Origin of the sequence: Hymenobacter cellulosilyticus (genome assembly GCF_022919215.1) — a bacterium.
Classification (GTDB): domain Bacteria; phylum Bacteroidota; class Bacteroidia; order Cytophagales; family Hymenobacteraceae; genus Hymenobacter; species Hymenobacter cellulosilyticus.
On sequence record NZ_CP095046.1, the window covers coordinates 2,384,294 to 2,406,780 of the forward strand.

The window sequence follows — 22,487 nt, forward strand, 5'->3', positions numbered from 1 at the left end:
TGTGGTCACCACAATCCCGCTGTGTGGCCCCAATGATGCGCGGCCTCGCCTCAGTCGTCCGCGGCCCGGCCCGATGCTCGCGGGCCCGGACCCAATCGTTCGCGGCCTCGCCTCTGTCGTTGCGGGTATCGCCCCAAGGGTCCGCGGCCTCGCCCCGGTCGTCCGCGGTATAGTTTCAGCGGTCCGCGGCCTCGCCCCAACGATCCGCGGTATGGTCACCACATTTCGTCGCGCCGGATTCCTGTTTTTCCAGGTCCTAACCCCACTTCTACGTACCTTCCCCGGCCAAAATCTCCCGCCATGCGTTACCGCGAAGCCCAGCTCTCCGACATTCCCCAACTCATGCAAGTGCGCCTGGCCGTGCGCGAAAACCGCCTGTCCGACCCCGCCCGCGTCCCCTACGAAGCCTACGTCGACTACCTCACCCGCCGCGGCCGGGGCTGGGTCTGCGAAGTCGAAAACCGCATCGTCGGCTTCGCCATCGTCGATGTGCAGGACCACAGCATCTGGGCCCTGTTCCTGCTCCCCGACTACGAAGCCCGGGGCATCGGCAAAACCCTCCACGACCAGCTGCTCACCTGGTACTTCCAGCAAACCCAGCACCCCATCTGGCTCAGCACTACCCCGGCACCCGCGCCGAAGAATTCTACCGCCGCCAGGGCTGGCAAGAAACCGGCCGGACGTCGAGCGGGGAGGTACGGTTCGAGCGGGCTGAATAGATAAAAGCCAGCACTTGTGTTCTGAACAATCTAGCTACGGGTAATGGCTTTACTCCATAATTAGCGTCAAATGGCAGAGGATATAGTAATTGGCCTGCTAAAAAGTGCAGGTAGAACAGTGAGCGTTGCATTGATGCTTTTCTTTCCTATTGCAATTCTATGCAGCTACGCCTTTATGGATATGGTAGCTGTAACTGCTATGGGGTTATTATTTTTTGGGATAGGTGCACTTAGTGTACTATTATTTGCTGCTGGTGTCATTTTTTCCAGGTTTTTCTTTGAAAGCAATAGGGCTAAAATTATAGGGGCCTGTGCATTAGCTTCTACGCTGCTAATTTTTTCGTTGCGTATCTATTTCTGGGACATTATCACTTGGAAAGTAAAAAGGGACTTTAATATCCACAAAGCCGCACTAGAAAATATTGCCGCTAAGGCATTGAAAACTCCCGCCACTCCACAAGAAAAAGTTGATCTAATAAATAAATCATTGGCCAGTGGGCGGTTTCCGTTTATAGTTGATAACTGTTCAGATGTTGGTGGACCACTTGAAACAGTAAACAGGGGTGAAATAGTATTTTTAATAGTAAACGCCTTGGATGTCAACAAAATGCTTTACATATATAGCAAGGATGATGCATATCCAGGTCCCACTTGTAGAGTGGTAGCGCGGTGGCAGCATATTGCCAAAAATTGGTATTGCACTCCCAACTTATCCGACACTTTCGATTAGCCAACCTAAACTACCATGCCCACCACCATCACCCGCATCTGGCACGGCACTACCGCTGCCCACCACGCCGAACCCTACCTGCGCTACCTCGAAGCCTCCGGCCTGGCCGACTATAAAACCACCCCCGGCAACCTCGGCGTGCAGGTTCTGCGCCGCCTCGACGGCGACATCTGCCACTTCTGGACCGTTAGCCGCTGGGACAGCTACGAGAGCATCCAGGGCTTCGCCGGCCCCGACTACGAAAAAGCCCGCTACTACCCCGAAGACGCCCAGTACCTGCTCGAGTTCGAGCCCACCGTACTCCACTGCGAAACCTTCGAGTATTAGCCTAGGCCCCGGCACAAACTCGTCGGTATTGCCCCGCAATTCTCTTAGCTTTCTGGAAAAATTCATTTTCTTTTTCTATCCATGAAAGCAGTATTTACCCTTCTCCTTGGGGTATTGGCCACCTTCAGCGCTCTGGCGCAAAACTTTGAGGGCCGCATCCTCTACACCAATACCTACAAAAGCAAGCTGCCCGACCTGACCGATCAGCAATGGGCCGCCGCCATGGGCGTCAATCAGGAATACTACGTGAAAGGCGGCAGCTACAAAACCATCATGAACGGGATGCTCATGCAGTGGCAGCTTTTCCCCGGCTCCGACGGCAAGCTGTATGCCAAGATGAGCAATTCCGAAGCCGCCATCTGGGTCGACACCTCCACCAATCCCGACGAGGTACTCAAGGCCGAGGTAAAGAAAAACGCCGCTACCATTCTGGGCTACAAGTGCGACGAGCTGACGCTGACCTGCAAAAGCGGCGTGCAGAAATACTACTTCAGCTCCAAGCAGGCCATTGATCCCAAGCTCTACGAAAACCACAAGTATGGCAACTGGTACGACATCCTCAAAAACACCAAGGCTCTGCCGCTCAAGCTCGTCGTAGATACCCCGCAGTTCTCGATGGAAAGCGTCGCCACTGAGGTAAAAGCCATGAAGCTAGAGGACAGCTTTTTCGCCCTGCCCGCCGGTATTCCTACCGTGAAGAGCCCCAACTAAGGCTTTCGAAAACTCAGACAAAAAGCCTCAAGCAGTTAGCTGGTGTATGACCAAATTTTCTAAAGCGTTCCGGCCCTAAGCCGGGACGCTTTTTTAGTAGTATTGGTAGGCTTTTCGAAACCAGCAGCCACAGGGTGTGAGGCGGCCCCACCGGCCATAGTAACGTAAACCAGCCTTTTTATGAATGCTGGCAGCTCACATCAGCACCTTACATAGCCGCCCCGCCCCTGATTGTTAACCGTTCGTAGTCCCAGCCTACATGGGTGATGTTATGCAACGTATAGATAATCGGGGTCTTATTGCCCTTCTGAATCAGGCCCGCCGTTTTCCATTCCTCTTGTAACAGCCACAGCAGCCCCATGGAACGCTGACGAGCATCTTTGCTCCGAATACGTGCTTCGAGCAGCGCAGAGTCCAGGCCACAGTCGGCGTACCGCACAACACACGCCAGCTGAAGAGTTTCCTGCTTATCGATAACTAAACTGTACTGCATCGGCGACGGGCGTTGGTCAACATAATGGTGCCAAATGGATTCGAGCGGGATAGGCTGATCAGCCAGGGTAAGGATTGTCATAAAACCAATGTAGCTCGTTCTCCTCCATGGAACACGTTTACTGCACTACCATTTGATTTGAATGGACCACTTGCCTTTATAAGCATGAACAGTGAGAAAAAGTCGGTTCGCCGGCTACTGCCGTTTTTCCTGGTAGCCGGTATTCTACTGCTTACCCGAAGCAGCTTGGCGCAGCAAGGATTTCCGCAGTACTACGAATACCTAAACCTAACCCAGAAAGCCGACTCCTTGAAACGGGCTCGACAGTACCCCCAGGCGGCTAGCTTCTATGGACGGGCGGCGCGAGTGAAAATTGAGAAGGGCATTCCTATTCCGCCTACGGAAAGCCAATACCAGGCCGCCCAGGCATGGTCGCAAGCCAATAAGGCCGACAGCGCCTTTCACTACCTGAGCGTTTTGGCCCGCCAGGGATTCGCGCAGGCCGATACCTTGCGCCGGGACATTCACTTCAACGGGTTGCACGCCGATGCCCGGTGGATGCCCGTTCTGGCCCGCGTCGACGGCAACGCCGCCCGGGAGCGTCGCTTGGCGCAGGTGTACCGCGAGCGGACGGAGTTTAAGAGGCCCGGTGACGAGGTCGTGTTTAACCCGCCGCCAGCCTACGTACGGCAGTTCATTTATAATGACACCCTGGCCCTGACGTCGGTTAACTACGCCAACTTTCGCCTCTTTTTTCGCGGCAACTCCTACTCCGCAACCCACCTGCCGGCGCTCAAAGACCAGCTTGCCAGTGCGTGGCCCCGTATTCTGAGCGTGCTGCAGGTGCCCGCCTACCAGAAAGGCGTGTACCTGACCCTGGTTGATTCCAAACAGGAGCTGAAAGAGCTGACCGGCCTTAGCCCGGCTGGTGGTTTTGCGTTGGTTGGTCAGGATGCGGCCTTTCTCGTCAACAGTCCTACCCGCCGGCTACAGGCCAAGCACGAAATTTTTCATCTTCTCGCCAACGAGGTGTGGGGCGTTTGTCAGTCCCGGCTGCTCAACGAAGGCGGGGCCGTCTTCTGCGACAATGAGTGCTGGTACGAGAATCCTATTTATAGCCTTAATGCTTACTTTCTGCAAACCGGTAAGCTGCTGCCGCTTTCCGGTTTAATCAACGACTTCGACAATGTTGCCCGCACCAACCAGGTGGTGGCTTACCTGCAAAGTGCCGCGCTGTTTAAGTACCTCTACGAGCAGTATGGCGTCAACCGGATGAAGCAACTATGGCGCAGCGGCTTTGGTAGCTTTCAAGCCATCTACGGCTTTTCCCTGAGTCGGCTGGAAAAGGAATGGAAGGCGTATATCCGCAAAAATGCCCCTCCGAAGGCTATGGATTGGGACAAAGTAAGCAAAGAAGGCTGCGGCTAGGTCACCAGCGTCTACTACTACTGCCCGGGCGAGTAGGTGCGCTCGGTGTGCTGGCGGATGTCCTCGGGGTAGAAGAGCACGTCCTTGAAGTTTTCCTCCACGTAGAGCCCGGCCTGGTCGGTGAAGTGGGCCGAGGTGGGCTGGTTGCTGTTGCCCCCGGCCAGCACCGAGCGGGCCTTCACCCGCGGCCCAAACTCCACCACGGCAATAAAGCTGTTGCCCACATAGCCGTAGCGCTTCTTGGTGTTGGGTGCCGGTCTGGCCCCAAACGCGGCCAACGAGCCCCAGGCTGAGGAAGTAAAGGCTACCGGCAGACTGGGCTTCGTATCATCAAAGGTTTCCTGAATCTTGCCGGTCAGGCGCTGGAAGCGGTTCACTTCGCCCCAGGGCATCTTCCAGGTGCCAAAGTCCTTGGTCAGCTCGTCCAGGGTTTCCTGCAAAGCCGTTACCTTCTCCGTCGGCGTCGTTTTGGCAATAACAAAGGCCGTAAACGAGAGGTTGTCCAGGCGCATATCGGGCGTCACGCGGGTGCGGGCCAGCTTCTGGATTCTCTCGCCCCAGTAAATGGCCAGCGTCTGGGCCACCGAAGTTTTGCTGTAGCGCTTGTCCCAGCCCCGCAGCAGCTTCATGGCCTCCAGAATCTCGCCATCGGGCGGATTGGAGCTGTCGAGCACAAACTGAAAGTCCTTGGCCAACGCCGGAAGCAGCTCCTCGAAGCCGGCCAGGTAGGGGTCTTTGGCGGCGGCAATCAGCGTGTCGAGCGTGAACATTGGCTTGCGGCTCAGCACCCGCACGGCGTTGATGCCCCGGTAGTTTTCCGCGTCGGGGGCCATGTAGGCCGGGTACTGCTCCCGCTTGGGGCTGCTCGGCCCCGAGACGGTGAAGGGCGTGGAGTTGCAGTTCTGAATCCAGCCGCTGCCCGGGTTTTTCACCTGCACAATTTCCTCCACCTTGTGCAAGCCTTGCCAGTCGGTTTTAGGGTTGCTGCCATCCACGGGCATGCTCCAGTCGAACTGCGGGTCGCGCCGGGGCATGAAGTTGCCGTGCCAGTAGGCAATGGTGCCCTTGCTGTCGGCAAACACGGTATTATTGGAGGCGTTGCCATTAAGCTGCATCACCTTCTGAAACGAGGCGTAATCCGTGGCCTTGGTGCGCAGGTACGACTGTTCCAGAGCCTCGAGCGGGGTGTCCATCATGCGCACCGTCACCCACTTGTTCTCGGCCTGCTGGCCCACTACCGGCCCGTGGTGGGTGCGGTAGGTCGTAAATTCCTTGCGGGCCAGCGTGCCGTCGGCTTGCTTGTAGGCAATAGACATCTTGGCCGTCTGCACCGGGCGCAGCTTGCCGCCGTAGCGGTACATAAGCTTGCCGTCTTTCTGCGGCTCCACCGTTTCCAGGTACTCGTCCATCGAGTCAGCGAAGCTGGAGGTGTGCATCCAGCCGCAGTGCTCATTAAAGCCCTGGTACACGAAAAACTGCCCCCAAGTCACGGCCCCGTAGGCGTTCAGGCCCGCGGCGCTGGTCATCTGCACCTCGGGTCGGAAGTAAAACGAGGTATGCGGGTTAATCAGCAGCAGGGCGTGGCCGCTGGCGCTTTTGGCGGGCGCAATAGCAAAGCCGTTGGAACCCACCGGCTCCCGGTCGGGCCGCTCGAAGTCGGGCCGCACCCACGACGTGGACTTGCGCTGGCTGTAAAAGTTCTTGAGCCGCTCCAGGGGTACCACGCTGATGTTGCCGCCGATGCTGCCTTCACTGAACATGAGCGGCATCCAGGGCTGAAAGCGGCGCAGCAGCCGGGGCTTCACGGTGGGGTGGGAGTAGAGGTAGAAGTTGGTGCCATCGGCAAAGGCGTTGAGCAGCTGCTTCATCCAGGCCGGGCTTTTCTGGTAGATGCTGATGGCCTGGGTGGAGTCCAGAAACAGCCGGGCCCGCAGATCCTGGTAGATGGCGGCCTCGCCTTCCACCTCGGCCAGCCGCCCGATATTGACGATGTAGTTGTCCTCGACCCGGGCAAAGTCGTCCTCGCACTGGGCGTAAAGCAGGCCAAACACGGCGTCAGCGTCGGTTTTGCCCGTCACGTGGGGCACGCCCCAATTGTCGCGCACGATGATGACCTGCTTGGCCTGCTGCTGCCAGCGGGCAATTTCGGCCGGGGTAAAGGCCTGAGCCCGGGCGCCGGAAAAGCTAAGCAGCGCCGCAACAGTCAGGAAAAAGCAGGCGGGGAAAAGCGTAGAGCGAGAAGATTTTTGCTGCATAAAGTCGTGCGGTAGAGGAAACGTACCTTGTAGGTTCTGCCGGGCATCCTTACTAAGACAAAAAAGCCCGCGGGCAGTTGCAAGCTAACTGCCCGGCCTCACATAAGTTGAATTTCCGTTTGCCATGAGCAATCCTACAGAGCCTTACCTACTGTATCAACCTACTAAGCCGGAAATTGACACCCGCACTCTGTTCCACATCGAGCGGGAAGCCGGCGGCCTGCGGGTGCAAAATGTCAACGTAAACTGCCTGTATGCGGAGGCGCTAACCCCGGAAGTGTTCCAGCAAGCTTACAACTTCCTGAACAAGTACCTGTTCTTCGACTTCTCCCCGCTAATACTGAACGGTAAGCCCTACGCCTTGTCGCACGCCGACCAAGCCCGGCTCGAGCAGCAGGCCATTACCCATTCCATCTATTTCTACGTCGTCAACGGTAACGCAACTCGCATGAAGCTGCGCCCCGGCGGTATCACCGTGCTCAGCCCGGTTGATGAGTTGATCAGCTTGCTCGACCAAGTCTTCGGTGCCGATACGCCAGTAAGTTTGGCCCTGGGCGCCCAGATCTTGCGGGAAACTGTCTCACAATTTCGCTCCATGGTCGAGTGGAAGCGGCTATACTACGCTAAGTAGCTGCCGGGTAGGAGGCCGACTCGGCTTCTTGTTTACCTTAGACCGGTATTCAACCTATCATTTTTGTTTTTGATGAAAAAGCATATCCTATTGCTGGCTCTTGGGCTATTGACGTGTAGTGGAGCCGCCCTGGCCCAAACCTACTCGGTGCCGACAGACTACAGCTTTCAGGCCCCCGCCGACTATGCCCGCTACGACAACCAGGTAATCGAAACCGTGAAATGGCTGGAAGTAACTCCGCAAGGCAAAGAAGCTGCTCAGCGGCAGGCCGCCAACAGGTTTCTGCTGCAGTGGATGACGGGTACACCGGCCGTGTCGGTACAGCTGCAGGATTACGTGGGGAAGCTCGTGGGCAAAGAGCCCGACATGCTAATGCTTTTCATGGCGGGCTGGTCTCGCTACCAACTGCAGCACCCCGATGAAAAAGATGCGGTAGTGCTGAATACCGAGGGCCTCAAAACTGTGCTGAAGGGCTACCAGGCCGGCGGCTTCAAGCGCAATAAGCAGCTTGAAACATTGGTCCCGCTGCAGGAGAAAGGTACCCTGTCTGACTGGGTAAAAGGCCAACTGAAAGGCTGATTTTCCGGCAGGGTTGCCCAGCAAAACACTGCCAAAACTCAAAAAGCCCCGGCCAGCAGGCCGGGGCTTTTGTATCTATAGACCGAATCGGCTCAATCAGCGCGGAATCGGCAGAATCACTGCTTAGGCTGAGAAAGACGAGCCGCAGCCGCAGGTGCTCTTGGCCTGGGGGTTGTTGAACACGAAGCCGCGGGCGTTGAGGCCGTCCTGGAAGTCGACTTCCATGCCCAGCACGTACATAGCGTGCTTTTTATCCATGATGAGCTTCAGGCCGTCGAGGTCGTAGACTTCGTCGTTGTCCTTGGCTTTATCGAAGCCCAGCAGGTAGCTCATGCCCGAGCAGCCACCACCCTGCACGCCGATGCGCAGACCGTATTCGGTCGGCACTTTCTTGTCCTCGATGATATTTCTTACCTCGACCAATGCCCCCGGCGTGAGGGTGATGGGAGCAATCTTAGTTGAAACGGCCGTTGCCATAGTGCGTTCTGAGTTAGAAGAGTAAGCGCAAAGATACGAAGCCTCGTGCATACGCCATCGGCCCCGACCCGTATAGAACAGCAAGACCGGGTATCCGGTTCACCGAATATTTCCCGACCTTGTTCTCTCTAAAATAGCCGTTTCCCTTTTTGCATGGACACCACCGCGTACATTTTCGATTTGCTCAAAATTATTCTGCCCGCGCTGATTGTCGCCGGCTCCCTGTTTTACCTGATTCAGAACTACCTGGAAAAAGAGCAGCAGCGCCGCCTGATTGAGCTGCGCCTGGAGAATTCCAAAACCACGCTGCCCTTGCGCCTGCAGGCTTATGAGCGGGTAACCCTGCTGCTGGAGCGCATCACGCCCAACAACCTGCTGGTGCGCCTGAGCAGCTCGGGCCAGACGGCTTCCGAGTACCACCGGCTGCTGATGACCGAAATCCGGGCCGAGTACGAGCACAATCTGAGTCAGCAGCTCTATATGAGCCCCGAAACCTGGGAGCAGGTCAAGCAGTCGAAAGAGAATATCCTGACGATGATCAATAAGGCCTACCACGCGTTGGCTACGCCCCAGCAGGCCCGCGGCACCGAACTGGCCAAGCGCGTCCTCGAAACCCTCATCACCGACGAAGTAGACCCCACCAATCAGGCCCTTCTGGCCGTGAAGCGCGAAGCTGCGGGCCTGTTCTAGCCTGTCATTGCGGGGAGGCACGACGAAGCAATCCTTCCTCTGAAATGCACTAAGCTCTTTTAAATGAAAAGCCCTTTCCCGTAGCAACGAGAAAGGGCTTTCTGGTAAAAGAATACTTGGTCACTAGTGGAGGACGGCTTGCTTCGTTCCTCGCAATGACACATTTTAGGCTTTATACCGCTGCTAGCTGGGCGTCGATGGCGCGCTGGTAGCAGGCTTCGTAGAGCGGGACGATGTTCTCAACGGCAAACTCCTCGGCGCGGGCGCGGGCGGCATCCTTGAAGCGGGGTAGGTTGTCGTCTTCGAGCACGTAGAGTGAGTTTTTGACCATGTCGTCCACGTCGCCGATTTCGCTGAGCATGCCTGTTACGCCGTGCACGTTGAGCTCAGGAATGCCGCCGGCATTGGTGCTGATAACCGGCACTTCGCAGGCCATGGCTTCGAGGGCGGCCAAGCCGAAGCTTTCTTTCTCGGAGGGCATTAAGAACAGGTCGGCGATGCTGAGCACTTCCTCTACGGCTTCGAGCTTGCCCAGGAAGCGAATATCGTCGCAGAAGCCGATTTCCCGGCACAGCTTCTCGATGCGGGGCCGGTCGGGTCCGTCGCCCACGAGCAGTAGCTTGGCCGGAATCTGCCGGCGCACGCCGGCGAAGATGTTCACCACATCATCGACGCGCTTTACCGAGCGGAAGTTGGAAGTATGCACTAGCAGCTTTTCGCCGTTGGGCGCAATGGCAGCCTTGAAGTGCCCCTTGTTCTGCTTCTTGAACCGCTCCAGGTTGATGAAGTTGGGAATGACCTCAATGTCCTTCTCAATGGCAAAGTACTCGTAGGTTTCCTTGCGCAAGTCGGCCGACACGGCCGTGACCCCGTCCGATTGGTTGATGCTGAAGGTCACGACCGGCTCGTAGCTGGCATCCTTGCCCACGAGCGTAATATCGGTGCCGTGCAACGTGGTAATGACCGGCACGGTGATGCCCTTGGTGCGCAGAATCTGCTTGGCCATGAAAGCTGCTGAGGCGTGCGGAATGGCGTAGTGCACGTGCAGCACGTCGAGCTTCTCATTCTGCACGATGTCCACCATCTTCGAGGCCAGGGCCAGCTCGTAGGGCGGAAACTGGAACAGTGGATACGGCGGAATGTAAACCTCGTGGTAAAACAGGTTCTCGTTGAAGAAGTCGAGCCGGACGGGCTGGCTATAGGTTATGAAGTGCACGCGGTGGCCTTTCAGCGCCAGAGCTTTGCCCAACTCGGTGGCTACAACGCCGGAGCCGCCAAACGTAGGGTAACAAACAATGCCGATATTCATGGAGAGAGGAAGGGGAGGGCTGAAAAACAAAATCGGCGGCAAGTCGCCCAGAGGAGCGCCTCACCGCCGATTGCGGAGTCAAAGAAACAGAAATGTCAGGCAACAGATCATGTCTTCTGCAAAGACTTGTAAATAACGTCGTGGATGCGCGTGCGGATGTTATACTGGCGCAATTTGTTGTTGCCGCCGTCGGGGTACACCCGATTGGAAAGAAAGATGTAGAGGATTTTGTTTTCGGGGTCCATCCACACGCAGGTGCCCGTGAAGCCGGTGTGGCCAAAGGTGCTGGCCGGCGACAGGTTGGACGTGGGTCCCTCGGGCTTCTCGGGGTTGCCGTGGTCCCAACCCAGGCCGCGCTTGTTGCCCGCTACCTGGGGCCGGGAGAATTCAGTTACTACCGGCGTCTGGAAGTAGCGCTGCCCGCCGTAGCGGCCGTTCTGCAAGTCCATCTGCATCAGAATGGCTAGGTCGTTGGCGTTGGCAAACAATCCCGCATGTCCGGCAACGCCGCCCAGTAGGGCCGCGGCCTGGTCGTGCACCGTGCCCTGGAGCTGGGTTTTGCGGAAGTAGGTGTCGTTTTCGGTGGGCGCAATGCAGGACTTGGGAAAACGCTCCAGCGGGTTGTAGGTCATGGACGCCAGGCCCAGTGGCTTGTAGAACGTTTTAGCAAGGAATTCGTCAATCGGCCCGCCGATTACCTTTTCGCTCAGACGCTTGAGGACCATAAAGCTCAGGTCACTGTACTCGATTGGGTACTTGCCTTTCACTTTGGGCAGCATGCTGCTGCGCACAATCCAGGTCCAGACGGAATCATCCACAGCCTTGGTGCTAAACGTGCCCGGCGCTACTTCATTCGGAAACTCCTCGGAGCGGGTGCTGGCGTAGAAAGTTGGCTTCAAACCGTTTTTGCCCACAGTCCGCTCCCAGGTCGGGATGCCGGGCTTCAGGCCCGCCTGGTGCAGGAGCACGTCGCGCACGGTCATGTCCTTCTTGTTCGAACCCTTAAGCTCGGGCAGATACTCAGAAACTTTAGCGTCGAGGTTGAGCTTGCCCTGATCCTTGAGGTACATCACGGCCTGCAGGGTGCCGGCTACTTTCGTTACCGAAGCCAGGTCGTAGAGCGTGCTGCTTTCCACCGGCTGGCTCTTGTCGTAGGTGCAGTAGCCGTAGCTTTTGTCGAACACCACGGCTCCGTCCTTGGCCACCAGCACCTGGCAGCCGGGAGCCGCCGCATAGGCCACCGACTCCAGAGCAATATTATCTATCTGGCTCAGGATGCGCGAATCCAGCCCTTCGCTTTCGGGCGTGGCGTAGCGCAGGCGGCGGAAGTCGGGAGTGGGCAGGCCCAGACCGGCCTTTAGCGTCGGCGACACCGTAACGGGCAGGCGTCCCTTGGCGGGCAATGCCCCAAAGAGTACCTGCGGCACCACCAGCTGCGAGGGTAATTGTCTTCGTAGCCGCACACCAAGTTGCGGGTTTCTTCCACGTATTTCAGCGCGTAGGCGTTGCCCATCACTACCACGACAGTTTTGAGCTTGGGGTCGGCCTGCAGTTCTTTCATGAACTTGAGGGCCCCTTCGCCAATGCCGTAGTTGTGGGCCGGCGTGTTGTTCATACCGTGCAAACTCACTACCACCACATTATAGGGTGTCAGGCGGGTTTTGAGGCGGGCAAAGGTTGAGTCGACGGCGTACCGGTTGGGCACTGAGTAAATCGGGCCGTTCTGGTACTTGCCCATGATAGTGCCGAAGGTGCTGCCCGTACCTGCCCCAATCGTGACCGTGGCAATGCGCAGCGTGTCGAGGCGGTGGAAGGGCAGCAGGTCGTCTTCGTTTTTCACCACCGTGACGGCGTGCTCATAAATCTGCTGCTGCACCGTGCGGCTCAGCGGCCGGTTTAGGTTGGTTATCAGATTGGGAATATCCACCGGCTGGTAGTGGTTCAGGCCCGCCCAATACTTGCCCCGCAGGATCTTGCGGACCCGCAGGTCAATTTCCTCCTGGCTGATTTTGCCGGCGGCCACGGCTTCGCGAATGCGCTGCAGAGCCACGGGCACATCTTCCGAGAACAAGAGCACGTCGTTGCCGGCCAGTAGGGCCAGGGCGTCCAGCTCCCCGGGCTTGTAGAGGTCAGCCACGCTCTTCATGTTGAGCGCATCGGTGAAAACCAGGCCTTTGTAGCCCATTTTCTCCTTCAGCATACCCGTCACCAGGTTGTGGGAAATAGTGGCCGACACCGACTGCACCGTGTCGAACAGGGGCATGTAGAGGTGGCCCACCATTACGCCCATCACCCCCGACTGAAACGCCTGCTGAAACGGATACAGGTCCACGTTGGTCAGGCGGGCCAGGTCGGAGTTAATAACCGGCAGGGCTACGTGAGAGTCCACGTCGGTGTCGCCGTGGCCGGGAAAGTGCTTTACCACGGCCATAACGCCATGGTCCTGCAGGCCGCGGATGTAGGAAACGCCGCGCTTGGCTACCTGCTCCTTGTTTTCCCCAAAAGAGCGGTTCCCGATAACCGGATTTTCGGGGTTGGAGTTAACGTCGATAACCGGCGAAAAGCTCACGTGTACGCCCAGGGTCTTGAGCTTGAGGGCAATTTCGCGGCCCATCTGGTACACGTACTGGTCGTCGTCCATAGCGCCCAGCGTCATCTGCTTGGCAAAGTGCATGCTGGAGTCCAGGCGCATATCCAGGCCCCACTCGGCGTCCATGGCCACCAGCAGCGGCACTTTGGCCTCGGCCTGGTAGCGGTTGGTCAGGATGGCCTGCCGGCGGGGCCGCCCTGCAGGAACATCAGCCCACCGATGCCATATGTTTTTACCAGTTCGTCGATGCGGGCTACGTGCTTTTTATCCTTGTTGGAATAAGCCGCTACCATAAACAGCTGCCCCAGGCGCTGGTCGGGAGTGAGGGTAGCAAACACGCTGTCGACCCAGGTTTGCTCGGCCGCCGACATGGGCCGCACGTCCTTGTCCTTGGGAACAGAAGCCGAGATGATTAGACCCGTAACGGCCAGAAGTACCAGTAAGAGACTAATCCGAAATTCCTTGAGCATTGACTCCCGTGGTATCGTCGTAAAGTTGAATCTGAGCGGAAATAGCCCTACTTTTGTGTTCTTCCGAAAGGAAAATCGTGCCAGGGATTTGGCCGCTCAAGCAGCCTTTCAGCTCCCTGTTTTCCTTTCTTTCAACGCGCCAATACGGAGAACCGTATGGCGTGGCGCACACAAAAGTTGGCCGCAAACTTACGGAGAAATTCCCGAGGTCGGACGTTTTCTGACCCGCAAGCTCCGTAATAAGCGTAGCTAACCAGTTCAGTATCACCTTCAGTTCCCGGTCGATGGCGGATGTAATTCAGTTGCTCCCCGAATACCTTGCCAACCAGATTGCGGCAGGGGAGGTGGTCCAGCGTCCGGCGTCGGTAGTGAAAGAGCTACTCGAAAACGCCGTCGACGCCAAGGCTACGCAGGTGCAGCTTATTGTGAAAGAAGCCGGCAAGCAGCTCGTGCAGGTCGTCGACAACGGCGCGGGCATGTCGCCCACCGATGCGCGCATGAGCCTGGAGCGGCACGCCACCAGTAAGATTCGTACCACCGAAGATTTATTTAAAATCCGCACCCTGGGCTTCCGCGGCGAGGCCCTGGCCTCCATTGCGGCCGTGGCCCAGGTGGAGTTGCGCACCAAGCAGCGCGACCAGGACACGGGCACGCTCTTGCTCATTGAAGGCTCCCAGGTGATGAGCCAGCAGCCCGTGGCCTGCCCCGATGGCACCAGCATCAGCGTTAAGAACTTGTTCTACAACGTACCGGCCCGGCGCAACTTTTTGAAGACCAACGCGGTGGAAATGCGCCATATCCTGGACGAGTTTCAGCACGTGGCCCTGTCGAACCCGCAGATTTCCTTTTCGCTTTACCAGAACGACCTGGAGGTCTTCAACCTGCCCGCTGGCAAGCTCAGCCAGCGCATTGTGGCCCTGCTGGGTAATGGCTATAAGGAGCAGCTGGCCCACTGCGAGGAAGTCACGCCTTTTATTTCGGTGAAAGGCTACATCGGTAAGCCCGAGTCGGCCAAGAAAAGCCGCGGCGACCAGTTTTTCTTCGTCAACAACCGCTTCATCCGCTCGGCCTACCTCAACCACGCCGTGCTGGCCGCTTACGAAGGCCTCTTGCCCAAGGACACCCACCCGTTCTACGTGCTGTTTCTGGAGCTCGACCCCAAGGCTATTGACATCAACGTGCACCCCACGAAGACGGAAATCAAGTTTGAGGACGAGAAAACGGTGTACGCCATTGTGCGGGCTGCCGTCAAGCAGTCCTTGGGCATTCACAACATGGCTCCGTCGCTGGACTTTGAGGGCGACGTGAACTTCGCGCCGATTCAGCCACTGCGGGCTTCGCCCAACGCCAACCCGTTTGGCGACGACTACCGCCCCGATGCCTTGGCTTCAGCCGCGGCCCGGGCGGCAGCTCCAGCACCTAAGGAAGGCAGCAAAGGCGGCGGCAGTGAACGAGCATTGCCCCAGCGCCCCACCGACCAGGCCAAGCGTGAGCTGGAGGCTTTCTACAAGTCGCTAGGGCAAACCATTGTGCCTGACTTGCCGGAAACCGACACGCCGGCGGCCGTGGAAAAATTTGAAAAAGCCACGAATCCACTGGTGATTTCGAACCCGACGCCGGCCAAAGAAGCCGCGCCCGAGCTGCCTTTGCCCGAGCAAACTGCCGGGCCCGGCAACCGCGTGGTTCAGATCAATCAGCAGTACCTAGTGGTGCCGGTGAAGTCGGGCATGATGCTCATTGACCAGGTAGCGGCTCGGGAGCGGATTCTCTACGAGCAGTACGCCCAGGCCCTGGAGCGGCAGAGTGGCAGCTCCCAGACCCTGCTGTTTCCGCGCACGGTCACCTTCACGCCCCAGGATTTTGCCATCCTGCGCGAGGTAACCGACGCGCTGCACGATCTGGGTTTCCGCTTCCAGGAGTTTGGGCCCAATACCATAGCCGTGGAAGGCATTCCGGCCGATGTGGCTAACCGCGACGAGCGGGAGTTGCTGGAAGGACTCATCGAGCAGTTCCGCAACCACGCCGGCCCCGTGCGCCTCGACCGACGCGAGCAGCTGGTGCGGGCATTGGCGCGCCGCCTGGCCACCAGCAGCGACAATGCCCGGCTGTCTGATGTGGAAATGACGGCCCTGGTCGACCGGCTTTTTGCCTGCGCCGTGCCCAGCTACACCCCCGATGGTCGGCGGACCTTGGTGCTCATGGAGGTAAACCAGCTACAGGACCTTTTCCGTAAACCCTGATTTGGCCCTGAAACTCCCGGCATGTTCAATTTCACTCCGACAGTTCGGTTACTGCTCTTTCTCAATATCGGCGTCCTTATTCTGCAGACTCAGATACCGGCGGTGAACATGCTGGCCCTGTACCCCATCGGTTCCCCGCAGTTTCAGCCCTGGCAATTTGTGACGCATGTGTTTATGCACGCCGGGGTAGGGCACCTGATGTCTAATATGTTAGGGTTGCTGGTTTTCGGTCCCATGCTGGAGGAGCGCTGGGGAGGAAACCGGTTTCTAACTTTCTGGGTGATTTGTGGAATCGGGGCCGGAATGCTGTATTCGGGAGTCCGCTATTATGAAGTGACCCGGCTGCGGAACGATATCGAAGTGTTTCAAAAAGACCCTTCAGACATCAATCTCCAGGATTTTGTCGAGCATAATCTTCCGCAGTATCGGCAGGCCTACTCGGCCGTGATTCGGCAGCTGCACGCAACTCCCGATGATCAGCGCTTGATTCAGAGTCAGTTGGAGACAATGCAGGCCACGCTTACGGCCAGCCTCCGGTCACCCATGCTTGGTGCTTCCGGGGCCTTGTTCGGCGTTTTGTTTGCCTTTGCTTACCTGTTTCCGAATACAGTAGTGGGCTTTCCATTTCCCATCAAGGCCAAGTATCTGGTCAGCATTTATGCACTGATTGAGCTCTATAGCGGTATTCACCGGGTGCCGGGCGACAATGTGGCGCACTTTGCCCACTTGGGTGGATTGTTGATTGGGTTTATTGTGTTAAAATTCTGGGAGCGGGGTCGTACCCGCTTTTACTAGCTTTTCCGCCCATCATGAGTATTGTCAACGATATCCGTACTGCCTTCAGCCGGCGCGACAATGCGTTGAATCAGTTGCTGCTGATCAACGTGCTGGTGTTTGCCGCCTTTATTCTGCTGCGCACGGTGATGTTTCTGCTGACCCAGGACAAAAATGGCCACCAGCCGGTGCTGGAGTGGCTGGCGGTGCCTTCCGTGCCAGGCACCCTGCTTACCCGCCCCTGGACGCTGCTTACCTACAGCTTCATTCACTTCGATTTCTTTCACATCCTGTTCAACTTGCTGAACCTGTACTGGTTTGGCGCGCTGGTGCGCGAGTACCTCGGCGACCGGCGCCTGGTGAGCCTCTACGTGCTCGGCGCCATCGGCGGGGCCGTGCTGTACCTGCTGGCCCTGAATCTTATTCCGGCGCTGCGCAGTGGCCCGGCCATTCTGTTTGGCGCCTCGGCCAGCGTTACGGCCATCATTGTGGCGGCCGCTACCCTGATGCCCGATTACACGTTCAACGTGATTCTCATCGGGCCGGTGCGCATCAAGTACATTGCCGCCGTGCTCGTGCTGGTTTCTATTGCCGGCATCAATGGAAGCAACGCGGGCGGTATGCTGGCCCACTTGGGCGGGGCGCTGCTGGGCTTTGTCTTTATCCGGCAGCTGCAGGCAGGCCGCGACCTGGGCCGCCCCGTGCAGGCCGTCGGCGACTTTGTAGGCAACCTGGTTTCGGGCCGACCGCGCATGAGCGTGACGCACCGCAGCCGTCCGGCTGAGGCTCCAGCGCCCAAGAAAGGCGGCCTAGCTCGCCCCGAGCAGGACGAAATCGACCTGATTCTGGACAAGATTTCCCGTTCCGGCTACGAGAGCCTGTCGAAAGACGAGAAGCAGAAGCTGTTTAAGGCCAGCCAGAAGTAGTCTTGCCGTCTTGTGCATAAAAAAACCTGTTGGGGTAAGCTCGACAGGTTTTTTTATGCAGATGCATTACGGAAAGCCGCTTTGATGTATCTAGCAGCCATGAAGTCACTCTATACAACGCTGCTACTTGTGGGTATCAGCAGTGCGGTTAGCGCACAAAAAAAGCCCTACGGATACGCCCGCTTGCCCCAGGTTGATAATAAAGTAGTGTACACAGCTATAATACCTGCCACTGGTACCAGCCAGGAAGTGCTATATGCGCGGGCCAAGCAATGGATAAATCAAAACATAACCGGCAGCCCAGATACCAGCCGCACCCGCAACAAGGAAGAAGGTATCCTGATAGCCCACGGGCTGCTACGGCAGCCACCCGTCGGCATTTTTAAGGACCCCAACAGCTACGCCTACGCGTGCACCGTGGCGGTGAAAGACGGCAAATACAAGTACCAGATTGACCACATCCAGTGGACTTATAGTACCATGAATGTTTTGGGTGATGTAATTCAGGGACCCTATACGCTGGCAGTGGAATTCCTGGGTACTATGCCTCCAAACTACGCTGACGACCGAGCTGCTTACCTCGATGAGCAGGCCAAAGCGCTTATCAAGTCGTTGGAAGAAGTAATGGTACCCAAAACCTCCGTCACCTGGTAGTAGCCTGAGCCCCAAGCAGGGGTGAAAGCAACTGCCCAAGAATCATGCTTTTAAGAAAAACTGTCGCCGACTGGGGGCCAGCTTTTCAATGGCGTAGCGCAGCATGGTGCGGGCATACGCCGGGAATAGTCGGCCAGAAACTCTTCCAGGGCATCCTCATTGCGCTTGCCCACTTCCCGCAGCATCCAGCCAGTAGCTTTGTGAATCAGGTCGTGGCGGTGGGAGAGGAGCTGCTCGGCCACACCAAAGGTATCCTGAAACTGCCCCTGACGAATGAAAGCCAGCGTCGAAACGATGCTCATGCGCTGGCTCCAGAGGTGGTCTTCGGCCGCTAGCTCATACAGTAATGTCCGGTCCTTATCGAGCAGGTAGGTGCCCACCAGCAGCGGGCAGGTAATATCCACCAGGTTCCAGTTGTTGACGCGGCGGCGGTGGCGCAGGTAAGCTTCGTGAATGGCTTGCCGGCCCGCGGGTCCCGCTTTTTGAAATTGCAGCGTCCAGATAACAAGCGCTGTTTGGCGCACCTCGTGCCAGGGGCTGGCCAGCAGCTGCTCCGTCTCAGCCAACGGCAGCTGCCGAAATTCCCGGGCTACTGTCCGTTGCTGGGGCAGCGTCAGGCCCAAGAACTGGTCCCCTTCGCCATAATCACCCGGCCCGGTCTTGAAAAACCGCTGCAGCAATGCGGCCCGCGCAGGGTCGGCGAGGGTAAGAAGAGCTTGGGAAAGACGGGCGGCAGTCATAGCCAGGATGGTTACAAAGGCTGACGGAGAGGGTCAGCCAATATCGTAAGTAATATCCTTTTCGTCGTGGGTGTAGAAATAGGCGTAGTTGGAGCGAAGCTGCTCCCAGCCAGCCTTGGTGGCGTACTTGCGCTGCATCACGTCTTCCCACGCAATCCGCATCTGCCGGGCGCACACCAGGGGCCGCACCTGACCCACGCCTGTGCCCAGGCCCGGAATAGCCACCGTGGTAATCTTGGATTTGACCGGCTCACCGCTGGGCATTGTGCCATGTTCCAGCAACAGCAGCAAGCCCTTCATGGCCTGGTACACATTGGGCCCCCGCGTGATGGTCATGGGCGTGCGCATGGTGGGCGCCGAAATAAGGTAGGGAAAAAGGGCGCTGCCCGTGGGTACCAGGGCCGCCTGCCCTACCAGCAGCTCACCGTAGTACTGTTCCCGGATAAGGTGCTGCAACTCCTTTTCGATGTGCCAGCCCAAATGCTTGGAGATGGAAAAATCGATGCCGCCGTTCATAAAGCCGAAGCTGTTGGCCGGACTGACAATGGCGTCGCACGGAAAATCGAAAATGGAGCCGTGCTGAATAGTTACGTTCTCAACGTCGGCAAATACGCGTTGCCAGGCCTGGGTAACCTCCTGGTTGGTGTCAATAAGGTAAAAGTGCATTAAATGGATTTAGGCCGCAAAGTACGGAAAAACGCCATTTTAAAGCTACAAACACGCTGTTCTTAAGGTAATTGCAAACAAAAGGTCCGTGCTGCAGCTGCAGCACGGACCTTTTCTATCGAAACGCTAGAGGAATTAGGCGTTAGCCTTGCTCATGTTGTCCAGCGCATCCATTACTTCTTTCACGTGGCCGCGCGAGGTTTCGAGCAGCTGCTTTTCTTCGTCGTTGAGCTGGAGCTCAATTACCTTCTCGATACCGTTTTTACCCAGGATAACCGGAGCGCCCAGGTACACGCCATTAATGCCGTACTCGCCCTGCAGCTCGATGCACACGGGGAAAACGCGGCGCTGGTCGCGCACGATGGCTTCTACCATCTGAGCAGCCGCCGCACCGGGAGCATACCAAGCCGACGTACCCATGAGCTTTACCAATTCGCCACCACCCACGGCGGTACGCTGCACGATGGCGTCCAGCTCAGCTTTGCCGATGAGCTCTGTTACGGGAATACCACCCACGGTCGTGTAGCGGGGCAGGGGCACCATGGTGTCGCCGTGGCCACCCATCAGCACGGCCTGAATGTCTTTGGGGCTTACATTGAGAGCCTCGGCTAGGAAAGCGCGGTAGCGGGCCGTGTCCAGGATGCCAGCCATGCCGAACACCTTCTCGCGGGGCAGACCCGAGGTGAGGTGAGCCTGGTAGGTCATCACGTCCAAAGGGTTCGAAACGACGATGATGATGGCGTTGGGCGAGTATTTCACTACCTGCTCGGTTACCGATTTCACGATGCCGGCGTTGGTCGAAATCAGGTCGTCGCGGCTCATGCCGGGCTTGCGGGGCAGGCCCGAGGTAATTACCACTACTTCCGAATCAGCCGTGCGGCTGTAATCGTTGGTAACGCCAACCGTGCGGGTGTCGTAACCGATAACCGGAGCCTTCTGCCAGATATCCAAGGCTTTGCCTTCGGCGAAGCCTTCTTTAATGTCAACCAGAACTACTTCGTTGGCGATTTCGCGGGTGGCCAAAACGTCGGCGCAAGTAGCGCCTACATTGCCAGCCCCAACTACGGTAACTTTCATTGGGTAAGGGTTGGTGTGAGAATTTTATTCGCAGTCGTAAAAGTAAGCGAAAAGCCGTAGCGGCCTAGAACAAGTTACGGGAACGATACCGGAAGGCATTTTCGGTCCTGCTCAGGGCTTTTTAACGACTATGTCCGTCTGATATAAAAATCCGTCAAAGACCTTTTTATTGTTGTAAAAGACCCACATCGCATCCAGGTTCCGAGTGCCGCAGTCATCCTTAGAAAACTGGTATTCTACCCGGAGGGTATCCTGGTCCGTTTTCTTTAAATACACAATATACTGGCGCGTAAGAAGGGTATACAACACTGGCTCTTTGCCCTGCCCATGCAGTGCGAAAGGAATATCGCTTGGTTCGTCGTATTGATCAACCGGAAGGTCTACGCGTCGCCCTTGCTCATCTAGTAGCCGCACCGAATCTCGGAAATAGCCGGTGCCGCGAAAAAAGAGGCTGGTGCTGCTGGCTGATAAAAGCCGCAAGCGGGGCCTCAGGCCGACAGCGTCAGGTTTGTCTTCGCATGGGTCTTCCACAATGCAGCCACTCAGGGCCACGCTCAGGGCTAGTAGGTATAGTTTCATAACAGGTAGGAGCTTAGGGCCAGCTAGCAGGTTGCACTACATACGCCGCACCGTGAGCACGCGCTGGGTTTCTTCGGTGAGTTTAAACCGCTCGTCGGGCCGGTAGCCGATAACCCAGGCAATCTTCTGGTCGGCCGTAACGAGCACGCGCACGTCGTCCTTGAGGTTAAGCGGCACTTTCTGGTCAATCAGAAAGTCGCTAAGCTTCTTTTTACCCTTCATGCCGATGGGCATAAACCAGTCGCCTTCCTGCCAGCGCCGCACCGTGAGCGGGAAGCTGAGCTTGTCGGCGTCCAGGGCCGCCACCTGTTTGCTGCGCGGAATTTCCTGACCCGCGCCTTCCGTCAGCTCAGCCCGCAGGTTGAGGCCCTCGGCTTTGAGCTCGGTTTGACCGGCCTGCAGCTGGTAGGTGCCGAATTTGGTTAGGCTGCGGGGCTTAATCACCAACTGTTCCCGGTCCTTGACCAGCGTATGCGTCGGCGACTCGAACCGCCGGCCCGACTCGCCCTTGAAGGCCGCCACAATGTCTTTCACGACCAAGTAAGAGAAACCGAAAGGCTTGAGCAGCTCGTGCAGCACCAGGGTGGTAGCGGCCGTCCGCTGCAGCGTTGGGATGTTGAGGTAAACCACTGCGGCCTCGTCGCGGCGGGCCTCCGTCTGGGTAACTTCCACGTAGCGGCGCAGGATTTCCTCAGCGCCACCCACCCGCTCGGCCGTGATTTGCAGAGTCTGGTCGAGGTTGGGGTTGATGTCGCGCAGCACGGGCAGTACGTCGTGGCGCAGGCGGTTGCGCTGGTAGAGCGTGCTGTCGTTGGAGGCGTCCTCGCGCCACACCAGGCGGTTTTCCACCAGGTAGTCGTACAAATCCTCCTTGCCCATGCCCAGCAAAGGCCGGATGATGCGGCCGTTTTTGGCCTTGATGCCGTGCAAGCCGGCCAGGCCGGTGCCGTGGGTGAGGTTGAGCAGCATGGTTTCGGCCGCGTCGCGCTGGTGGTGGGCCGTGGCAATGTAGTCGAGCTGCTGGGTCTGGCGGATCCGCTCAAACCAGGCGTAGCGCAGGGTGCGGGCCGCCATCTGGGTCGAAATTCCTTCCTGGGCCGCAAACTCCTTGGTCTGGAAGAACTCGGCGAAGTAGGGCACGTCGTACTTTTTAGCCAGCTTGCGCACAAATTCCTCGTCGGCATCGGCTTCTTCGCCGCGCAGCCCGAAGTGGCAGTGGGCAATGGCAAACTTCACCTCCAGGCGGTGCAGCACGTCGGCCAGCACCACTGAGTCCATGCCGCCACTGACGGCTACCAGGATATAGTCGGTGGCGGGAAGGAAAAGCTCCTGTTCTGTAATAAACTGACGGACACGCTCAAGCATAGAAAAACTGATTCAGGAAGGCAACAGTGGGCACTAGCCTGCAAAGATGGGCGTTAC

General features: G+C 57.5%; 24 protein-coding genes. 12 read left to right on the forward strand and 12 right to left on the reverse strand.

What is annotated here, in order from left to right; translation table 11 throughout:
* The first annotated feature begins 300 nt into the window (after positions 1 to 300).
* The 4 genes from MUN79_RS11570 (at position 301) to MUN79_RS11585 (ending at position 2,487) form a co-directional block, all read left to right on the forward strand.
* On the forward strand, positions 301 to 723 hold the full coding sequence (locus MUN79_RS11570; RefSeq protein WP_244677792.1) for a GNAT family N-acetyltransferase: 423 nt from the start codon (positions 301 to 303) through the stop codon (positions 721 to 723).
* A gap of 66 nt (positions 724 to 789) precedes the next feature.
* The gene (locus MUN79_RS11575; RefSeq protein ID WP_244677793.1) at positions 790 to 1,449 is read left to right on the forward strand and encodes a hypothetical protein; all 660 of its coding nucleotides are present in this window, start codon (positions 790 to 792) and stop codon (positions 1,447 to 1,449) included.
* 15 nt (positions 1,450 to 1,464) lie between these two features.
* Entirely contained in the window at positions 1,465 to 1,776 is a 312-nt protein-coding gene (locus MUN79_RS11580) for an antibiotic biosynthesis monooxygenase family protein (RefSeq protein WP_244677794.1), read from the forward strand.
* 81 nt (positions 1,777 to 1,857) lie between these two features.
* The gene (locus MUN79_RS11585) at positions 1,858 to 2,487 is read left to right on the forward strand and encodes a hypothetical protein (protein ID WP_244677795.1); all 630 of its coding nucleotides are present in this window, start codon (positions 1,858 to 1,860) and stop codon (positions 2,485 to 2,487) included.
* Positions 2,488 to 2,695: 208 nt separating this feature from the next.
* Here MUN79_RS11585 and MUN79_RS11590 read toward each other — a convergent pair whose 3' ends face one another.
* Complete coding sequence (locus tag MUN79_RS11590) at positions 2,696 to 3,061, reverse strand: hypothetical protein (RefSeq protein WP_244677796.1); 366 nt, start codon at positions 3,059 to 3,061, stop codon at positions 2,696 to 2,698.
* 84 nt (positions 3,062 to 3,145) lie between these two features.
* On the opposite strand from MUN79_RS11590, the gene MUN79_RS11595 reads away from it, so the two are divergent.
* The gene (locus tag MUN79_RS11595; protein ID WP_244677797.1) at positions 3,146 to 4,408 is read left to right on the forward strand and encodes a peptidase MA family metallohydrolase; all 1,263 of its coding nucleotides are present in this window, start codon (positions 3,146 to 3,148) and stop codon (positions 4,406 to 4,408) included.
* A 17-nt stretch (positions 4,409 to 4,425) separates the two neighbouring features.
* Here the strand turns inward: MUN79_RS11595 and MUN79_RS11600 are convergent, their stop codons facing one another.
* Complete coding sequence (locus MUN79_RS11600; protein ID WP_244677798.1) at positions 4,426 to 6,663, reverse strand: penicillin acylase family protein; 2,238 nt, start codon at positions 6,661 to 6,663, stop codon at positions 4,426 to 4,428.
* Between the two features lie 124 nt (positions 6,664 to 6,787).
* Between MUN79_RS11600 and MUN79_RS11605 the strand changes: the two genes are divergently transcribed.
* Together MUN79_RS11605 and MUN79_RS11610 are read left to right on the forward strand one after the other, a co-directional pair.
* Positions 6,788 to 7,294, forward strand: coding sequence for a hypothetical protein (locus MUN79_RS11605; protein ID WP_244677799.1), 507 nt, complete (start codon positions 6,788 to 6,790; stop codon positions 7,292 to 7,294).
* 72 nt (positions 7,295 to 7,366) lie between these two features.
* A complete protein-coding gene (locus MUN79_RS11610; RefSeq protein WP_244677800.1) occupies positions 7,367 to 7,873 on the forward strand; it encodes a hypothetical protein in 507 nt (168 codons plus the stop codon).
* Between the two features lie 123 nt (positions 7,874 to 7,996).
* Here the strand turns inward: MUN79_RS11610 and MUN79_RS11615 are convergent, their stop codons facing one another.
* Positions 7,997 to 8,350, reverse strand: a complete 354-nt coding sequence (locus MUN79_RS11615) for a HesB/IscA family protein (RefSeq protein ID WP_244677801.1) — start codon at positions 8,348 to 8,350, stop codon at positions 7,997 to 7,999.
* A gap of 153 nt (positions 8,351 to 8,503) precedes the next feature.
* On the opposite strand from MUN79_RS11615, the gene MUN79_RS11620 reads away from it, so the two are divergent.
* Positions 8,504 to 9,040: a DUF7935 family protein gene (locus tag MUN79_RS11620; protein ID WP_244677802.1), complete on the forward strand. Its 537-nt coding sequence runs from the start codon at positions 8,504 to 8,506 to the stop codon at positions 9,038 to 9,040.
* A 172-nt stretch (positions 9,041 to 9,212) separates the two neighbouring features.
* On the opposite strand, the gene bshA is transcribed toward MUN79_RS11620, so the two are convergent.
* The 4 genes from bshA to MUN79_RS11640 form a co-directional block, all read right to left on the reverse strand.
* Positions 9,213 to 10,349: an N-acetyl-alpha-D-glucosaminyl L-malate synthase BshA gene (bshA, locus tag MUN79_RS11625; protein ID WP_244677803.1), complete on the reverse strand. Its 1,137-nt coding sequence runs from the start codon at positions 10,347 to 10,349 to the stop codon at positions 9,213 to 9,215.
* Positions 10,350 to 10,456: 107 nt separating this feature from the next.
* Positions 10,457 to 11,779 carry a serine hydrolase domain-containing protein gene (locus MUN79_RS11630; RefSeq protein WP_244677804.1) on the reverse strand — a complete coding sequence of 441 codons (1,323 nt, stop codon included), beginning with the start codon at positions 11,777 to 11,779 and terminating at the stop codon, positions 10,457 to 10,459.
* A complete protein-coding gene (locus tag MUN79_RS11635) occupies positions 11,707 to 13,083 on the reverse strand; it encodes a glycoside hydrolase family 3 protein (RefSeq protein WP_244677805.1) in 1,377 nt (458 codons plus the stop codon). Before MUN79_RS11635 ends, MUN79_RS11630 begins: the two co-directional genes overlap by 73 nt.
* 26 nt (positions 13,084 to 13,109) lie before the next feature.
* Complete coding sequence (locus tag MUN79_RS11640) at positions 13,110 to 13,409, reverse strand: hypothetical protein (RefSeq protein ID WP_244677806.1); 300 nt, start codon at positions 13,407 to 13,409, stop codon at positions 13,110 to 13,112.
* Between the two features lie 284 nt (positions 13,410 to 13,693).
* Between MUN79_RS11640 and mutL the strand changes: the two genes are divergently transcribed.
* The 4 genes from mutL (at position 13,694) to MUN79_RS11660 (ending at position 18,003) form a co-directional block, all read left to right on the forward strand.
* The gene (gene mutL, locus MUN79_RS11645; protein WP_244677807.1) at positions 13,694 to 15,649 is read left to right on the forward strand and encodes a DNA mismatch repair endonuclease MutL; all 1,956 of its coding nucleotides are present in this window, start codon (positions 13,694 to 13,696) and stop codon (positions 15,647 to 15,649) included.
* Between the two features lie 21 nt (positions 15,650 to 15,670).
* Complete coding sequence (locus tag MUN79_RS11650) at positions 15,671 to 16,444, forward strand: rhomboid family intramembrane serine protease (protein ID WP_244677808.1); 774 nt, start codon at positions 15,671 to 15,673, stop codon at positions 16,442 to 16,444.
* 14 nt (positions 16,445 to 16,458) lie between these two features.
* A complete protein-coding gene (locus MUN79_RS11655; protein WP_244677809.1) occupies positions 16,459 to 17,349 on the forward strand; it encodes a rhomboid family protein in 891 nt (296 codons plus the stop codon).
* A gap of 99 nt (positions 17,350 to 17,448) precedes the next feature.
* Positions 17,449 to 18,003 (forward strand): DUF4468 domain-containing protein, encoded by a 555-nt coding sequence (locus MUN79_RS11660; RefSeq protein WP_244677810.1) that lies wholly within the window; start codon positions 17,449 to 17,451, stop codon positions 18,001 to 18,003.
* Between the two features lie 50 nt (positions 18,004 to 18,053).
* Here the strand turns inward: MUN79_RS11660 and MUN79_RS11665 are convergent, their stop codons facing one another.
* From MUN79_RS11665 to tilS, 5 genes are all read right to left on the reverse strand, one after another.
* Positions 18,054 to 18,743: a DNA alkylation repair protein gene (locus tag MUN79_RS11665; protein ID WP_311136721.1), complete on the reverse strand. Its 690-nt coding sequence runs from the start codon at positions 18,741 to 18,743 to the stop codon at positions 18,054 to 18,056.
* 33 nt (positions 18,744 to 18,776) lie between these two features.
* A complete protein-coding gene (locus MUN79_RS11670; protein ID WP_244677811.1) occupies positions 18,777 to 19,409 on the reverse strand; it encodes a macro domain-containing protein in 633 nt (210 codons plus the stop codon).
* Positions 19,410 to 19,544: 135 nt separating this feature from the next.
* The gene (gene mdh / locus MUN79_RS11675; RefSeq protein ID WP_244677812.1) at positions 19,545 to 20,486 is read right to left on the reverse strand and encodes a malate dehydrogenase; all 942 of its coding nucleotides are present in this window, start codon (positions 20,484 to 20,486) and stop codon (positions 19,545 to 19,547) included.
* 111 nt (positions 20,487 to 20,597) lie between these two features.
* Positions 20,598 to 21,065, reverse strand: coding sequence for a hypothetical protein (locus MUN79_RS11680; RefSeq protein WP_244677813.1), 468 nt, complete (start codon positions 21,063 to 21,065; stop codon positions 20,598 to 20,600).
* 36 nt (positions 21,066 to 21,101) lie between these two features.
* A complete protein-coding gene (gene tilS, locus MUN79_RS11685) occupies positions 21,102 to 22,430 on the reverse strand; it encodes a tRNA lysidine(34) synthetase TilS (protein WP_244677814.1) in 1,329 nt (442 codons plus the stop codon).
* Positions 22,431 to 22,487 lie beyond the last annotated feature (57 nt).

Excerpts from the sequence above, each read along its gene's own strand:
- MUN79_RS11570 (WP_244677792.1), top strand. The coding sequence starts at position 301 with ATGCGTTACCGCGAAGCCCAGCTCTCCGACATTCCCCAACTCATGCAA.
- MUN79_RS11575 (WP_244677793.1), top strand. The coding sequence starts at position 790 with ATGGCAGAGGATATAGTAATTGGCCTGCTAAAAAGTGCAGGTAGAACA.
- MUN79_RS11580 (WP_244677794.1), top strand. The coding sequence starts at position 1,465 with ATGCCCACCACCATCACCCGCATCTGGCACGGCACTACCGCTGCCCAC.
- MUN79_RS11585 (WP_244677795.1), top strand. The coding sequence starts at position 1,858 with ATGAAAGCAGTATTTACCCTTCTCCTTGGGGTATTGGCCACCTTCAGC.
- MUN79_RS11590 (WP_244677796.1), bottom strand. The coding sequence starts at position 3,061 with ATGACAATCCTTACCCTGGCTGATCAGCCTATCCCGCTCGAATCCATT.
- MUN79_RS11595 (WP_244677797.1), top strand. The coding sequence starts at position 3,146 with ATGAACAGTGAGAAAAAGTCGGTTCGCCGGCTACTGCCGTTTTTCCTG.
- MUN79_RS11600 (WP_244677798.1), bottom strand. The coding sequence starts at position 6,663 with ATGCAGCAAAAATCTTCTCGCTCTACGCTTTTCCCCGCCTGCTTTTTC.
- MUN79_RS11605 (WP_244677799.1), top strand. The coding sequence starts at position 6,788 with ATGAGCAATCCTACAGAGCCTTACCTACTGTATCAACCTACTAAGCCG.
- MUN79_RS11610 (WP_244677800.1), top strand. The coding sequence starts at position 7,367 with ATGAAAAAGCATATCCTATTGCTGGCTCTTGGGCTATTGACGTGTAGT.
- MUN79_RS11615 (WP_244677801.1), bottom strand. The coding sequence starts at position 8,350 with ATGGCAACGGCCGTTTCAACTAAGATTGCTCCCATCACCCTCACGCCG.
- MUN79_RS11620 (WP_244677802.1), top strand. The coding sequence starts at position 8,504 with ATGGACACCACCGCGTACATTTTCGATTTGCTCAAAATTATTCTGCCC.
- bshA (WP_244677803.1), bottom strand. The coding sequence starts at position 10,349 with ATGAATATCGGCATTGTTTGTTACCCTACGTTTGGCGGCTCCGGCGTT.
- MUN79_RS11640 (WP_244677806.1), bottom strand. The coding sequence starts at position 13,409 with ATGCTCAAGGAATTTCGGATTAGTCTCTTACTGGTACTTCTGGCCGTT.
- mutL (WP_244677807.1), top strand. The coding sequence starts at position 13,694 with ATGGCGGATGTAATTCAGTTGCTCCCCGAATACCTTGCCAACCAGATT.
- MUN79_RS11650 (WP_244677808.1), top strand. The coding sequence starts at position 15,671 with ATGTTCAATTTCACTCCGACAGTTCGGTTACTGCTCTTTCTCAATATC.
- MUN79_RS11655 (WP_244677809.1), top strand. The coding sequence starts at position 16,459 with ATGAGTATTGTCAACGATATCCGTACTGCCTTCAGCCGGCGCGACAAT.
- MUN79_RS11660 (WP_244677810.1), top strand. The coding sequence starts at position 17,449 with ATGAAGTCACTCTATACAACGCTGCTACTTGTGGGTATCAGCAGTGCG.
- MUN79_RS11665 (WP_311136721.1), bottom strand. The coding sequence starts at position 18,743 with ATGACTGCCGCCCGTCTTTCCCAAGCTCTTCTTACCCTCGCCGACCCT.
- MUN79_RS11670 (WP_244677811.1), bottom strand. The coding sequence starts at position 19,409 with ATGCACTTTTACCTTATTGACACCAACCAGGAGGTTACCCAGGCCTGG.
- mdh (WP_244677812.1), bottom strand. The coding sequence starts at position 20,486 with ATGAAAGTTACCGTAGTTGGGGCTGGCAATGTAGGCGCTACTTGCGCC.
- MUN79_RS11680 (WP_244677813.1), bottom strand. The coding sequence starts at position 21,065 with ATGAAACTATACCTACTAGCCCTGAGCGTGGCCCTGAGTGGCTGCATT.
- tilS (WP_244677814.1), bottom strand. The coding sequence starts at position 22,430 with ATGCTTGAGCGTGTCCGTCAGTTTATTACAGAACAGGAGCTTTTCCTT.